Raw genomic sequence first — 14,970 nt, forward strand, 5'->3', positions numbered from 1 at the left:
TGCATTTGTTTTGTTTGAGTGTAGCAGCGAACTGCAAACCTCACCGTTATGCGTTAACGCTGAGTTAAACGCGGTGTATCAACGCTGACATCGCCATTCTGACCACGCTGACGCAGCCAGTGATCCAACAGCGTAATCGCCATCATCGCCTCAGCGATAGGCGTTGCGCGGATCCCTACGCAAGGGTCGTGGCGCCCTTTAGTCACCACCTCAACTGCCTGACCATGAATATCGATAGAGCGGCCCGGCGTAGTGATACTGGAAGTGGGCTTCAGCGCTAAGCGCGCTACAATCGGCTGCCCGCTAGAGATGCCACCAAGCACGCCGCCTGCATGGTTGGAAAGAAAACCCTCTGGCGTCATCTCATCACGATGCTCGCTGCCGCGCTGGGCGATACAGCCAAACCCTGCGCCGATCTCAATCCCTTTTACCGCATTGATACTCATCAAAGCATGCGCCAGATCAGCATCCAGGCGGTCAAACACCGGTTCGCCCAGCCCTACCGGTACGCCTTCGGCAATCACGGTAATTTCGGCACCGACCGAATCCTGGTCGCGTCGTAATTGGTCCATATAGGCTTCCAGTTCAGCGACGCGCTCCGGGTCGGGGCAGAAAAACGCATTTTGACCCACCGATTCCCACTGTTTGAACTCAATCTTGATAGGGCCTAACTGGCTCATATAGCCACGAATCTGGACGCCCTGGGCGGCTAGATACTTCTTGGCAATCGCCCCCGCTGCCACGCGCATAGCAGTTTCACGGGCACTGGAGCGCCCGCCCCCACGATAGTCCCGGTGGCCATATTTATGGTGGTAGGTGTAATCCGCGTGGGCTGGCCGAAACTGCTCTTTGATTTTCGAGTAGTCGTTAGAGCGCTGATCGGTGTTCTCAATCAGCAGGCCGATCGAGGTACCGGTGGTTTTGCCTTCAAACACCCCGGAAAGGATGCGCACCTGATCGGGTTCTTTGCGCTGAGTGGTATGCCGCGAACTGCCCGGCCTGCGGCGATCCAGGTCGAGCTGTAAATCGGCTTCGCTTAACGGCAGCCCAGGCGGACAACCATCCACAATAGCGCCGAGCGCTGGTCCGTGGCTCTCACCAAAGGTAGTCACACTGAATAGTTTGCCAAACGTATTGCCAGACATGGCCGTTAATTCCTCACACGAAAGACGCCGCATGGGCGTCGAGTTCAGCGGCGCTCAGAGCAAAAACACCCTGGCCGCCACGCTCGAATTCAAGCCATAGAAAAGCGACATCCGGAAATGCCGCTTCCACATGGCGGTCAGAGTTGCCGACTTCTACAATCAGCCAGCCCTCATCGGTTAAGTGTTCCCGCGCCTCGCGCAAAATACGCCGCACAATATCCAGCCCATCGCTACCGGCTCCCAGGGCGAGCGAAGGCTCGTGGCGAAACTCGGCGGGCATGGTGGCAAGGTCACGGGCATCGACATAAGGCGGATTAGAGACAATCAAATCAAAGCGTCGACCTTCTAAGCCACTGAAGACATCCGACTCTACCGCCCGTACCCAGTCGCCCACATCATGGCGGGTAATATTCTGACGCGCGACGGCCAAGGCCTCCTGACTAATATCGGCAAGCGCCACTTCGCAGGTCGGTAAATAAAGTGCCGTCGCAATGCCGATACAGCCAGAACCGGTGCATAAATCCAGCACACTGGCAGGCGGCTCTTCAGGAAACCAGGCGGCAAAGCCGTCTTCAATCAGCTCGGCAATCGGCGAACGCGGTATCAGTACCCGTTCATCGACACTGAACGGATGGCCGGCAAAAAAGCTCTCGCCCAATAAATAGGGGAGCGGACGGCGGGTGGTAACACGTTCCCGCGCCAGAGTAATAATCCGCTGCCGTTCTACGGGCAGTAGCCGCGCCTCGAGCACACCGGGATCGATGTTCCACGGCAAGTGCAGCGCGCCTAAGCAGAGCGCTACCGCCTCATCCCAGGCAGAATCGGTGCCATGGCCGTAGTGCAGGCCCGCCAGATAAAACTCGCTGGAGACCCAGCGCAGATAGTCGCGTAGGGTAAAGAGCTGGCTCACCAGCAACGACTCCGACAGGGAAAGGGTTGAGTGAGAATGCTCAACGTTTAGATGCGTGGTCACAGCGGCTCCTGATTGACGATAATGATGAATACAGCTGATAAAGCCTTATTCATGCAACGAATAAAAAGATTGTACCTTTCACGCCGCCCGGTTCACAGCAACGCTCAGCCCGCTATACTGTGCCTCTTTATCTGTTTCACCTTTATTTGCCACTTTTTTGCCACCCGAGCCTACCATGACGCGACGCCGCCACCTGCCCGACGATGACGATATCAATGCCTTTCGCGATGCGTTAAAGGCGGCAGGCGTGCGCCGTATCGCGACTAACCAGGCCGACCCTGGCAAACCTAAAATTGACGGCAAGGCCCATGAAGCTAGACGCCATGCGGCTGTTGAAAGCAATACGCCTCAGTCCAGCGGGCGCACCTCTGATGGCCGGGTGGAGGCCGTGCGCCCTTCTGAGTATTTAGAGTTTTGTGTGCCGGATTTACCATGGCGTACTTTTAGCCAACTAAAACGTGGGCAAACGGCGTGGCAAGCGGGACTTGATATGCACGGCTATACGCTGGAAGAGGCGCGTGTGGAGTTGGAGAGTTTTTTGCGCGACGCCGCCAGCCAAGGCTTGCGCTGCGTACTGGTGGTGCATGGCAAAGCGTGGGGCACCACGTCCGACTTTCCTGTACTTAAAAGCCATACTAATGCTTGGCTACGTGAGTGGCCGGGCGTACTGGCTTTCTGCTCCGCTATCGATATCGATGGTGGCACCGGGGCGGTATATATCTTGCTGCGGAAGCGGGGTCAGTAGCCGTTACTCGGTCGCGTCGGATGCGATGCTCGGCATGCGCCGCTCCAGTGCTTCATCAGCCAGATGCCGGCCCAGGCGAATCAAATCCTTGCCGCGGTGGAATTCATAGGTACTGCAGACTGTTTTGGGTATTTCGATCAGCACGTCGGGCGGGTAGCCCGCCACCTTGTACTTGGCCAGCGCCGCCTGGGTAATATCAAACGACTCCAGAATCATATCGAGCTTGCTCCACTCCCGCTTGCCACGGGCTTCAGTGGTCTCCTCCAGCTCTTCGCCCTCTCCGGCTGCCCCCTCCCCATTAGCGCCCAGCCCCGCCCACAGTTTTCGCGTAGCGGCGCGCACATCCCCCATCCAGTTACCCATGTTTTGATCGCGCTCAATCTCTTTTTTGCTACGGCTATCGGTCGCCTCCTCTTCCTTAGGCAGCAACTCCTCCATGGTGACTGGCAGCGGGCTATGCGCGGTCACGTTGACTGCCACCACAAAATCCGCTTGATGAGCCGCTACCACAGGCATAATCGGCAGCGGATTGAGCAACCCGCCATCCACCAACACCTGATCACCCAAATGCACGGGCGTTATTACTCCCGGCACGGCAATTGAAGCGCGAATCGCCTGTAATAAGGGGCCATTTTGAAACCACACTTCCCGCTGGCGAACCAGATCCGTTGCCACCGTTGTTACTGGAATCGTGAGGTCTTCAATTAAGATATCGCCCACCAGCGCTTCCAACTTGCTCATGACCTTGCTGGCACGCATCGCGCCCATGGGGCTCCAGGTCACATCGACCAATTTGAGTACATCCAAATAGTCAAGGTTGCATACCCAGTCGCGGTATTCAGGCAGCTTGCCTGCCGCGTAAATACCCCCAATCAGCGCGCCCATCGAGCATCCTGATACGGCGATGATTTCAAAGCCCCGCGCCTCAAGTGCTTCAATCACCCCAATATGCGCATAGCCGCGCGCACCGCCGCTGCCCAACACCAGAGCGACCTTGTTTCCACGACTGACATGCGCCAATTCGTTCATACTGGTATCCATCGCTAGGCCTTATTGGTCTTAACCCTGTCGCTCATAACCCAATGAGCGCTGATTACCGCGGCGACTTGCGCTACGGCACGGGGTTCCAGATGCAAGTGGTGGCCACCATTAAGCACATGCCGGGTCAATGCTTTTACTGCTTGCCGCGCCTGCACCGCCCAGGCGCGTTCACCCAGAATCCCCTGCTCCCCTTCAACCAATAGCACTGGAGCGCTGATTTCCGCCAGCAATGACAACACCTGTTCGGGCGTGAAGCGCACCAATGAAGGCTTCAGCAAGCGACTGTCGGTGCGCATTTGCACATGGCCATCGGCTGTGGACTGGGTGTTGCGCTCCACTAACGGTGTGGCCGTAATGGTATCCACCGGTGTAACGCCACCGGCAACACGCGCAGCGATGGCACTCTCGATATCCGGGTAGCGAGGCGCGCGGGAAATTGGCCGACGGTAGGCTGTCAGTCCTTTGCGCAGTTGGCTAGCGGTCTCTTCAATGGGCGTATTGAGCGCCCCCAGCCCGTCAATCAACGTTAGCCGCTCCACCCGTTCGGGCAGCGCAGCAGCAAGCAAGCAAGCCACTGCGGCGCCCATGGAGTGGGCCAACACGCTAACTTGGTTAAGGCCGAGGTCTTCCATGGCATCCAACACATCGTGGCAGTAGTCCCATAGCGCATAGTCACCGCCCTGGGGCACATGTGCCGAATGACCATGGCCGCGAAAATCCAGCGCCACAATACGAATATCCAATGCCTCTACCAGAAGCGGGGCTAACCGAGTAAAACTGGCTGCATTATCCAGCCAGCCGTGCAGAGCCAGCCAAACCTGGGCATCAGCGCGCCCCCAACTAAGGGCGGCCAGGCGACCCTGGGCAAGAGAAAGCGGCTGCGGCGCAACGCTGCGTGCAGCCGTAGATTCGGTGTGGGGCATAATCAACCATCCTGAACAAACGGCAACGTCATAAGGCAAGCAAGATGACGACGTAAGCGACAAACGTTACCATGCCCGGCGTAATGCTTCCGCCTCTTTTACCTCCACCCTCATTTGGTGCCATTATGAAACCACACCGCGATACCCGCGCTCGTAATCTGGTCTTTTTTGTTGCTGTCATCAGCGCACTGGTGGTCGGTTTCTGGCTCGCAAAATAGGCTCAAGCCTCACCGAGTAGCCCCAGGCTGGCCGCTGGCGCTTGGCGACGTAATCCCCGCGAGAGTGCATGACCTATTACGCCAATCAGCACAGCACCGCCAATGGGGAGGAAAATCCATAGTCCCAGATGAAGGCGCGGGGTTAGATCCAACAAAAAGATGTACAGCGCAGCCGTGGTCAGTTCGGCCAGCACCGCACCCATCAACCCACTGGCAAAGCCCAGCAACGCGTATTCAGCGCCCTGCACCCGTGAAATCATTTTACTGCCTGCGCCAAATACGCGTAATAGGCCGCTTTCATGGGCACGCACCGGCAAGCTTGCGGTCAGTGCGGCATACAGTACGCTTACCCCTGCCAACAGGACCAATGCGAGGACTAACTCCACCGCCCGTGTAACCTGGCCGAGTACATCCCGCACCTGGCCCAAAATGGCATCAACATTCAGCAAGGAAACCCCCGGGAATTCGGTAATCAGTTCCCGGATCAACCCCTGCTCCGCTTCAGGCAGATGAAAGGCGGTAATGTAGCTATGCCCAAACTGTTCCAGCACGCCTGGCGGAAAAATGACGAAGAAATTAGGCTGAAAACTATCCCAATTCAGGCTTCGCAGGCTGGTAATTTGGGTGGTGATTTCATCGCTACCCACCGAGAAGGTCATCTCGTCACCGATGCTTAAGCCAAGCCTTTCAGCGAGCCCATCCTCCATGGAGATGGGCACTGGCGCCGCTTGCTGCGTTGCCTCAACGGCGCTCATCCAGCCTTGGCCTTCACTGCCCTCTTCATTACCCTCCTCACTGTTAGCGTCGCCTCCCAACTGGGCTGGCGAGAACCAATCACCGGCCACCACAGCATTGCCTTCGGGCACTTCAGATTGCCACGTCAGATTGAGCTCCCGGCGCAGCGAGTTATCACCACGGGCGTCAGGCGGCACGGCGTCTCCAGGCGGCTGACCATTAATCGCAATCACTCGCCCACGCACCATTGGGTAGAGGGTGCTTTGGGTTTCCACCCTTGGAGAGACTGCCGCCTCGAAAGGATCGCGTTCGGAAGGCTGGATATTGATGGCAAAGTAGTTAGGGGTATTGTCAGGCAATTGATCCTGCCACGTGCTAAGCAGATCGCCCCTTACCAGAACAATCATCGCCATGGCAAAGAAGGTCACAGAAAAGGCCAATAACTGGCCTAGGCCCGCTTGGCGACGCCGTGCTAGCTGGCGGCCGCCTAAGCGGAGCGCCTGAGACCACTCACTACGCCCGGAAAATCGCTGTACAACGCGCAACAAACCGCTAAGCAGCAGCGCACTAATCATCCACAGCACACCGAGCAGAGCCGCCCCACCAATCAACAGCGCAATCGCCAGCGGCAGGCTACCCGAGTAGAGCCACAGCAGCCCGCCAAACACTAGGCTGGCCACGCCCACCACGAGCCAGGCCGAAGGCGGCAGCGGATCTAATTCGCGACGCAGAACTTTTAATGCGCTCACTCGTTTGATACGCAGCAGGGTTGGCCCAGCAAACCCCACCAGCACGGCAAGAGCCGTAAATACGCCTAATCCCAACGGCATAAGACCAGGCGGCGGTAGCGTCATGGGTAAGAAACTCACCAACAGCCAGATCAGAACCGCTTGGCCAATCAGTCCAAGCAGCGCCCCAATCACTGCGGCTACCAGTGCCAAACCCATTAGTTGAAGCGAAAAAATCGTCACCAGTTGCCGCTGGCTGGCGCCAAAGCAACGCAACAGTGCGGCAGTATCCAGGTGGCGTTCCACATAACGGCGAGTCGACATTGCCACTGCCACGCCCGCCAGCAGTACCGCTGCTAAACCGGCCAGCCCCAGATAACTCTCTGCACGCTGCAAGGCATTGCCAAGCTGGGGGCGATCAACGCGGACATCGCGCACTTCCACCCCATCGCGGCGTAGCTCAGCAAGCAGGCCTTGCACTTGATCAAGCGCTTCCGGCGGGCCTGCTGCCAAGATTTCAAACTCAATCCGAGAGCCTTCTTGAACAAGGCCGGTGGCTTCGACATCGGCGGTATTGATCATCAAGCGTGGATTAAAATTACTGAAGCCGCCGGACTGATCCGCTTCGCGCTCAATGATCCCTGTTATCTCAAGTTCGGTCTGGCCCACTTGGACCCGGTCACCCAGTTCTATCTCAACCAGCTCTATCAAGCGTGGGTCAGCCCATGCTTCACCAGGGGCTGGACCAGACGCTACTTGTTCGGTGCCATTGCCAAAGTCGACGGAAGAGGCGCCGTAGTGAGGGTAGACCTCATCCACGGCTTTTAAGCTAGCCGGTTGAAAACGTCCATCGCGGCTAATCATTGATACCAGATCGACTTGGTCACTCAGTACGAAACCTGCATTTTCAAGGCGTTCTCGCAGCTCCTCTGAAAACGGATCACGCTGCTCTAGCACCAGATCGCCACCCAGCATCTGGCCCGCCTGGCGCTCTAAGCCGCGCTCTAGGCGATCAAGGAAAAACGCAATCATGGTAGAAGCTGCGACCGCCAATACCAGGGCGATAAACAGCGCACGTACATCCGCAGCTCGCAGGTCTCGCCTGAGGCTGCGCATGGCCAGGCGCCAATTCACATCACTCATTGCGTGCCCTCGTCAATCGGAGCCGCGGTGGGTACAAACGCTTCTAATTTTCCATGGTCTAATCGCAGGCAGCGATCACAGCGGCGCGCCAGAGCATGGTCGTGAGTCACTAAAATCAGCGTGGTGCCTGCTTCCCGGTTTAGGGTGAAGAGCAGATCAATGATTTGCGCGCCGGTGTCGGGATCCAAATTACCGGTGGGCTCATCGGCAAACACCAGCTCGGGGTCGGTAACGAAAGCACGGGCTACGGCAACGCGCTGCTGCTCACCACCGGAAAGTTGTTTGGGTAAGTGATTCACTCGCTCGCCAAGCCCAACACGCTCCAACCACTGGGCGGCGGTTTGTGTCTCCCCTGCACGCGGTGAGAGTTCGAGGGGTAACATGACGTTCTCAAGCGCGCTCAAGGTGGGCAGTAGTTGGAAGTTCTGGAACACAAAGCCCACTCGCCCAGCGCGTAGCGCAGCTCGCCCATCTTCATCCAAGCGGCTCAGCGCATGGCCGAAGAGTGTTAGCTCACCGTCGCTTGGGGTATCAAGGCCAGCCAGTAGCCCTAGCAAGGTTGATTTTCCCGCACCGCTCTTGCCTAGAATCGCCACACTTTCACCTGCCGCCACGCTTAGCGATAGGTCGTGTAAGATAGTTAGTGAGCGTTCACCGCTCGTCACTTTTTTAGACAGCTTGTCGGCATGCAGAATAGGATGCCTAACGGCGCCTTGTGGAACATCGCTTAACGCTTGGTGGTCGGTATTAGGCTGGCGCTCACCGTAGGGTGACTCGCTCGACATTGATATATCCGTAGCAGTATTTTCAGTTTTATCTGAGGAGCTTGGATTTGAAGAACTTGGATTTGAAGAGCTTTGATTTAAGGAGTAAGACATGAAGCGTGGCATCCCTGTGGCATGGCATGGACTGAACCGCATGGTAACCGGATGGCTGGTGTTGCTGATAGTCACCTTTGCCTCGGTGTCTATCAACGCTTCGCCTATCAATAGCGAACAGTCACCCAGCTTATTAGTGATGGGCGATAGCTTAAGCGCCGCCTACGGTATTGAGCGTGAAGAGGGCTGGGTGAGCCTGCTGGCAGAGCGTTTAGAAGGCGAGGTGAACGTCATTAACGCCAGCATTAGCGGTGAAACCACATCCGGAGGTCTACAACGATTCTCTGATATTCTCGGACAGCAGCAGCCGGATATTGTTCTACTGGAATTAGGCGGCAATGACGGTTTGCGTGGTCTGGCACCCAATCAAATGCAGGCGAACTTAGCCGGCATGATTGAGCAGAGCCAAGAGGCAGGTGCACAAGTACTGCTACTAGGGATCGATATACCGCCCAACTATAGCCAAGCGTACCGGGACGCCTTTACCGGGGTTTTCCACTCGCTGGCTGAAGAATACGACATTTCCCTAGTGCCTTTCTTACTGGAGGATATCGCCCTAAACGACGCACTAATGCAAAGTGACGGCATTCATCCTACCGCCGATGCGCAGCCGATTATCCTCGACAATGTGTGGCCCGAGCTTGAGCCGCTGATTGAGCCCCTGGTTGAGGGGCAGTTAGAGACAACGCATCAGGCAGCAGCTCAGTAAGGTTAACAAAAAGCTGTTTATCTACGTTATCGACGGGTGGATAAACCGCCCTATGAAATAAACGTTAGTGCATATCTTCTGCCATATGGACTAACATCAGCAGTGTCGCTGAAAAATAGTCGTCCTGTTGTTGAGGTGTTGAGCTAGGCAGCGTTTCGCCACTGACATAGGCTCTAATCGCATCCACTCCACGTGAAATCGGATATTCAGCACGCTCATCACTTACCACATCAACCCAAGCGGGTGCTGGTTGATGTACAGGATCATCCCAAAAAGCCTTAATACTGCCAAGGCCGCTGGCTTCCTCACGCCCACCCCATACAAAATAGAGCGGGATACGAACAGCATCAAAGCTGAATCTAGGTGCCCAGTTTGTTGCCGGGCTCAATTCACCCTGTTGAGTGATTTGAACCCAATCGGTTGGCAATAAATATGCACCAAAACGTGCTTGATCCAGTAATTTAACGCCATCATTAATCAGGCGGTCCCAGGACTCATTCGGCTCAATTTCAGCGAAGTCTTGTAACGCGGGAATAAACCAGTATGAGAGGTTGAGATCAGCTCCTTCGTTGCGACGAAAACCTTCTATGCCTGGCAGTAACACCTGAAAGCCAGCAACTTCGTATGTTAGGTTTTCAAGTATTGCGCTTCGTATACTTTTTGATGCACTCGCATAATTAGCGTTACCCCAGCGCTCGGCTGCTAAATATAATGCCCAGGCAATAAATAAATCACCATCGGTTGCGTTATTTCGATCGCGCACTGCTGGTATATCGCGAGGGTCATATCGCCAAGAGAAGAGTGATACATCCGGTCTATTCAGGTGACGGCGGGTCCAGTGCCAAATCTGATCAAACGTTTTCTGATCATTATAATGCTGAGCAAGCATCATGCCCCACCCTTGCCCTTCCGAGTGACTGATATTGTGATTACCTGTGTCAATCACCCTTCCCTCTGCATTAACAAAGCGCTCACGATAGACGTGCCAAGCAGAGTCTGCCTGGGCTGCACTTATGCTGCTGAACAAACAGACAAGAAGCCCAGCGCTTAACGTAAACCGATACAGCATTTTCGGTTAGCCCTTTAATTGTGCAGCTCCATTAACAAAAGCCGCTAACGACCATAGAGGAAAGTGCATTCACGCTGTTCTAGATTACGACTTATACATCTGATAGGCACATCAAAATCTCCACCCTGCTGTTGCAGCCACCCTTTAAACACGCCTTCTAGCAATGCGGACATTGCTAGCAAACTGGTATCGAGGCGCTCCGGAGACGATCCTGGTACTGGGAATGCAGTATGACAAATATGCATTGCTTTATTTTCGGCCACGATGCTCGCCTGCCCCCAGTCCAGCAGGCCTAATTCATCGTTGACGGCTTGCTCCAGCCGCTCTAGCGTAGCGCACTCTCCAATAGGCTTTTCTGCAGCTATTCGACTACCAATATGGCGCCAAAAACCAGATGATTCCTCTTTACCCGCGTTATTAGAGAGCTCATCAAAGACCAGTTCTAAAAAAAGCCGCCACTGGGGACTACAGTGTCGCTTAGCGTAGTACTCGATGTGTTGAATATGATTATCTGGCTCGTTCACCGCTATCTCCAAAGATATAGTTCATAAACATACTCGCGGATGTATCGTTGTAATCACCGAAGCTATTGAAGTCCACATTGCCGCCAAGGGAAAGTTCCGGGGTCATTTGATACTTCATAGTTCCACCGAATGAAAGACCTACACCACTTTCGCTCTCTCCCTCATAGCGTGATTCTTGCGTCGCTCCCAAAGCAGCAAACACATCTAGCAACGCTTGTGCATCCGGATCAGTGGGAAAATAATTGCTTTCATCAGTACTATAGCTTTGGAAACCTGGAGCAATGTATCCACCCAACGTTAACTGGTCGGTAAAGTTTTCCTGATAATTGATAGGGAAGGTCACGCTAACGTAGTCCTGAGGACTGAAATATCCTCCATGCCCATAGGTAAAGTGGCTGAGATCATCATCAAAAGCCATCGCAGAAATATGAACACCCGTTTGCAGCTGACGACGTTCATTACTGATCGGACGCGCATAGCCACCCAGAGATAGTTCATATGACTGGTTATCGGCAACGTTATTACCGGTATAACGATATGTACCAACATCAGCATAGAGACCGCCCGTTTCAGTATCGTAATTGATACCTGCTCGGCCACCGGTGCTCACTACGCCACCCCACGTATCGCCAGAATAAGCATCGTAGGTGCCCGCATACGAAAGAACACTATCCTTCACAGCTCGGCGCTCAGCAGTAAAATTCAGCGATATATTGTCAGCGACCTTAGGGCGCCAATTGATTCCACCAACCAAATTTGTTTCTTCAAACCCAAGAGGCGTGCTGCCAATATCCAAGTTTAGGTTGCGATTTGTATAACTAAGCTCTAGCCCCGAACCGCTATCCCGTAAGCTGGAGGGACGCGCTGATTGCGCCTCTGTCTGCAAACGGCTTTGGATGCCAGCAAGGGCAGTTTCAATCTGCTCACGACTATTTGCAAACGCACTTAAAGACTCGCCGTCCAGGTCTAGCTCAGCAAAATTGACACTATTTTCTTCAAGGTAACTATTAAATAGCGCTAGCTGTTGATCAGTCAGACTGGCGACCGTTAAGCCTGCTTCAAATAGTGGATTACGCTCAAGAGCTGCCTCATAAAAGCCTCTCGCCTCCTCTAGTTCAGCAGCCAATCTAACCGCCTCTTGTTCATTTACTGCAGCATCCAGGCTACTCTGGGCAGCGAAAAAGCTTGTTACGGCTGACTCAATCTCGTCCAAGATAGAGGAGACGCCACCCAACGACTGATTTAATGTACTGGCACTCTCAGCCAGACCACTGCGCCCATAGCGTCGCAGGCCATCTCCCTCAGGCGTTCCCGCCGTTACTTGTGTTGGCGTGACCGCTACTTCAAGGCGACCCTCTCCGAATGGTATTGCTGAAAAACGCAAGGGAGCTTCAATGCGATCCTGTTGGCTCAAGCCACTCTCGCCATCGCGGAAATTAAACACAAACTCGGTGGCAACTCTTGGCGCCCGCTCGCGCCTAATCTCTCTAGAGAGATCATCAATCTGTTGGCTTAAAGTAGGGGCTTGCATCTCTGGTTCAGCGAGCACCACTTCACTGCTGATTTCGCGACTAGCCCCCGGTAGCCAGTTAGGCCGTTGCGAATAGTGCGTGCTTCCTCTAGCCCTATCCGTAAACGGATTCTGACCGTGAGAAAGGGCAGTAACCTCGCCTTCTTGCCCACTTAACCGCTGGCGGGCTTGGCTCAATAATGCAAGAGCTTCACGGCTCTGGCCGTTAGCTCGAGCAACTTGGGCGCGGAGCAGTAGCGTATCAGCCGTTTGCTCCTCTGGAGCATAACGGTCCAGCAGTTGGCTCGCTTGACGCGAACGGTTGTTAGAAAGCGCCGTTTGCACAGCACCTTGTAGTGCCTGCTCACTCTGTGGGTGACGAGTCAACGCATAGGTGTAAATTTGTTCTGCTTGAGCTTGGCGCCCCCCATCAGCATATACACGACCCATCGCCAACAATAAATCTTCATTGTCAGGTGTTTGTCTCATCGGTTCAGCAAGCCGATCGTAAGCACTGGCTAATCGGCCACTCTGACGCAGTTGGTCAGCTTCAATAATCACCAACCCACGTTCTGCTGCTAACGCATCTTGATTTTCTTGCCATTGAGGATAAGCAGCTAAGCGATGAAATAATTGGCGAGCTGCTTCTGGGCGTCCTGCCTGGGCCATCACCAGCACGTGGTTGATATAATCATTAGGTGTTTGCTCGTCAACTCCACTTGCCAAGTCCTGCTCCACCCAACGTAGGGCTTCACTTTTTGCACCCGCCTGAGATAAAGCTCCCGCAATTTGACTAACCTGACTTGGCGTCAGTTCTGAATCTCCATAGCGCAGATATAGCTGCTGAAGTGAAGCAACCGCGGCAGTGCGATTTCCCTGCTCTAGCTGAGCAATTGCTTCCCTGAGGGGCTGCTGAATTTGCGCCTGCTGCTGAAGTGATTGCATATCAGCGGTTATTGCATTGGCCGGAATCCCAGATAGCAAACGCTGGGTTTCTGACCAACGTTCCCGCTCAGAAGCAAATAACGCAGCGGCGTAGCGTTGGTCAGGTGTTGCACTGCCGCTTTGAAAAGGCACCATCAAGGCTTGCGCTTCATCAGGGCGTGATTGATCAGCTAAAACCCGTGCTAAGTCGAGCCGCGTCCAAGGATCATTTGGCGATAAATCAATGGCTTCGCGAAGCGCCGCCTCAGCCCCAAAACTATCCTGCTGACGCGCTTGACGACGCAGCGCCTCCACTTGCGCAGTGGTTAATCCGCCAATTTGGCTGCGGGCACTTTCCGGAAGAGCCTGCGCTACTTGCTGAGCAGCCGTCCAATCACCTTTATCAGACAGTACTTGAACCAAACCAACACGCGCGTCTACATCATTTTGACGGGCTTCCAGCAAGCCACGATAGGCCTGCTCTGCAGCATCCAGGCGCTGCTGTCTGCGCAAAATGTCTGCTTCTAATAATCGCGCGGAACGCCCCGCATCACCATTCTGCTGAGTCAGCGGCCGTACTTGCCCAAGCGCCTGCTCAAGATTATTCGCCTCGGCTAAACGCCGGGCTTCTCCCAAGCGGGCATAAAACGCTGCACTTTGATACGCAGCTGCCCACTGTTCTCGCTGGTCAGGTGCTTCATCCATCGCCTCTCCGAGTAAATCTCTCGCCTCAGCAAACTGCTGTCTTCGTAGCAGTATTAGACCTAAACCGCCTTTAGCCTCCGCATCTTGAGGATCATCGCTAAGCGCTTTCCTGAACGACTCTTCGGCACTACCAAGCTCTCCAGACTGAAGCGCAGTAAAACCGTCTGCACGCGTGTTCTGAGCTCTTGACTCTTCAAACCGATGCATCACTTCGTTATCATTTGGATTGACCTGTGCGTACGTTTGATAAAGCACTTGGTCCGCTGGCGTAGCCTCTAGCCACAATAATGCTTGACGCCAAGCACTTTGTGCAGCCGCCGCATCTGGGCCATCTTGCCGCGCTATCTGCGCTAACTGCTCAATTCCATCACGCCGGGTACCCTCGCGATAGGTTAAGACCTCCGCTAGGGCTAGGCTTAGAGGATCATCTTCAGGATAATTATTGCTAAACTGGCGCAAACCATCACGCGCTTCTCGCCATTGGGTATCGCTACCACCAGCCAGTGTTTGATAATACTCGACCGCTAAACCGCGAGGAGGAGTTTCGCCCCTAAATAACTCGCGATATGCGGAAGCAGACTCTTCATAGCGGTTAGCACGGGCTAGCTGACGAGCACGATTCAGCTGCGCGGCGTCTAACTCACTGCCCTGCTGAAGCTGGTCTAGCTCGATTAGACGCGGGTTATTAGGTGATGCCTCTTCAAGACGCCGAATCCACTGCTCTGCTTGATCAGGTTGTTCATCCACGAGGGCTTGGCGCGCTAATCTGAACAGAACCTCTGGGTCGTTCGGCCGACCAGAAAGGTATCGCTCTAAGGCTTGCCGGGCTAAATCTGGGCGTTGATTTTCTTGCCAGAAATCAGCTTGGCGCAATAATACATCTAGTGCGGTTTGCGAGTTATCTTGCCCCCACGTCGTTGACACCGGAACGCAGCAAGCTAATGCACTCAGCAAAAACCGTTTTTTAATCTTCATAATAGTATTGATGGATGTATACATA

Annotated in this window: 11 protein-coding genes; 2 read left to right on the forward strand and 9 right to left on the reverse strand. The window is 54.5% G+C overall.

What is annotated here, in order from left to right; all coding sequences use genetic code 11:
- Positions 1 to 53 precede the first annotated feature (53 nt).
- Complete coding sequence (gene aroC, locus Q3Y66_RS12825) at positions 54 to 1,145, reverse strand: chorismate synthase (protein ID WP_008959602.1); 1,092 nt, start codon at positions 1,143 to 1,145, stop codon at positions 54 to 56.
- 13 nt (positions 1,146 to 1,158) lie between these two features.
- Entirely contained in the window at positions 1,159 to 2,118 is a 960-nt protein-coding gene (prmB, locus tag Q3Y66_RS12830; protein ID WP_008959603.1) for a 50S ribosomal protein L3 N(5)-glutamine methyltransferase, read from the reverse strand.
- A gap of 175 nt (positions 2,119 to 2,293) precedes the next feature.
- Between prmB and Q3Y66_RS12835 the strand changes: the two genes are divergently transcribed.
- A complete protein-coding gene (locus Q3Y66_RS12835; RefSeq protein ID WP_008959605.1) occupies positions 2,294 to 2,863 on the forward strand; it encodes a Smr/MutS family protein in 570 nt (189 codons plus the stop codon).
- Between the two features lie 3 nt (positions 2,864 to 2,866).
- Here Q3Y66_RS12835 and Q3Y66_RS12840 read toward each other — a convergent pair whose 3' ends face one another.
- From Q3Y66_RS12840 to Q3Y66_RS12855, 4 genes are all read right to left on the reverse strand, one after another.
- Entirely contained in the window at positions 2,867 to 3,892 is a 1,026-nt protein-coding gene (locus Q3Y66_RS12840) for a patatin-like phospholipase family protein (protein WP_008959606.1), read from the reverse strand.
- A 14-nt stretch (positions 3,893 to 3,906) separates the two neighbouring features.
- The gene (locus Q3Y66_RS12845) at positions 3,907 to 4,827 is read right to left on the reverse strand and encodes an alpha/beta fold hydrolase (RefSeq protein ID WP_008959607.1); all 921 of its coding nucleotides are present in this window, start codon (positions 4,825 to 4,827) and stop codon (positions 3,907 to 3,909) included.
- Between the two features lie 220 nt (positions 4,828 to 5,047).
- The gene (locus tag Q3Y66_RS12850; RefSeq protein ID WP_008959609.1) at positions 5,048 to 7,651 is read right to left on the reverse strand and encodes an ABC transporter permease; all 2,604 of its coding nucleotides are present in this window, start codon (positions 7,649 to 7,651) and stop codon (positions 5,048 to 5,050) included.
- The gene (locus tag Q3Y66_RS12855; protein ID WP_008959610.1) at positions 7,648 to 8,436 is read right to left on the reverse strand and encodes an ABC transporter ATP-binding protein; all 789 of its coding nucleotides are present in this window, start codon (positions 8,434 to 8,436) and stop codon (positions 7,648 to 7,650) included. The genes Q3Y66_RS12850 and Q3Y66_RS12855 overlap by 4 nt, the downstream gene beginning before the upstream one ends.
- A 91-nt stretch (positions 8,437 to 8,527) precedes the next feature.
- On the opposite strand from Q3Y66_RS12855, the gene Q3Y66_RS12860 reads away from it, so the two are divergent.
- Entirely contained in the window at positions 8,528 to 9,238 is a 711-nt protein-coding gene (locus Q3Y66_RS12860; RefSeq protein WP_008959611.1) for an arylesterase, read from the forward strand.
- 64 nt (positions 9,239 to 9,302) lie between these two features.
- On the opposite strand, the gene Q3Y66_RS12865 is transcribed toward Q3Y66_RS12860, so the two are convergent.
- Genes Q3Y66_RS12865 through Q3Y66_RS12875 form a run of 3 tightly spaced genes read right to left on the reverse strand, consistent with a single transcriptional unit; the run spans position 9,303 to position 14,969 of the window.
- A complete protein-coding gene (locus Q3Y66_RS12865) occupies positions 9,303 to 10,307 on the reverse strand; it encodes a glycosyl hydrolase family 8 (RefSeq protein WP_008959612.1) in 1,005 nt (334 codons plus the stop codon).
- A 44-nt stretch (positions 10,308 to 10,351) separates the two neighbouring features.
- On the reverse strand, positions 10,352 to 10,831 hold the full coding sequence (gene bcsD, locus Q3Y66_RS12870) for a cellulose biosynthesis protein BcsD (protein WP_008959613.1): 480 nt from the start codon (positions 10,829 to 10,831) through the stop codon (positions 10,352 to 10,354).
- Entirely contained in the window at positions 10,815 to 14,969 is a 4,155-nt protein-coding gene (locus tag Q3Y66_RS12875) for a cellulose biosynthesis protein BcsC (protein WP_008959614.1), read from the reverse strand. The genes bcsD and Q3Y66_RS12875 overlap by 17 nt, the downstream gene beginning before the upstream one ends.
- Position 14,970 lies beyond the last annotated feature (1 nt).

It is taken from the genome of Halomonas sp. HAL1, from assembly GCF_030544485.1.
GTDB lineage: Bacteria > Pseudomonadota > Gammaproteobacteria > Pseudomonadales > Halomonadaceae > Vreelandella > Vreelandella arctica.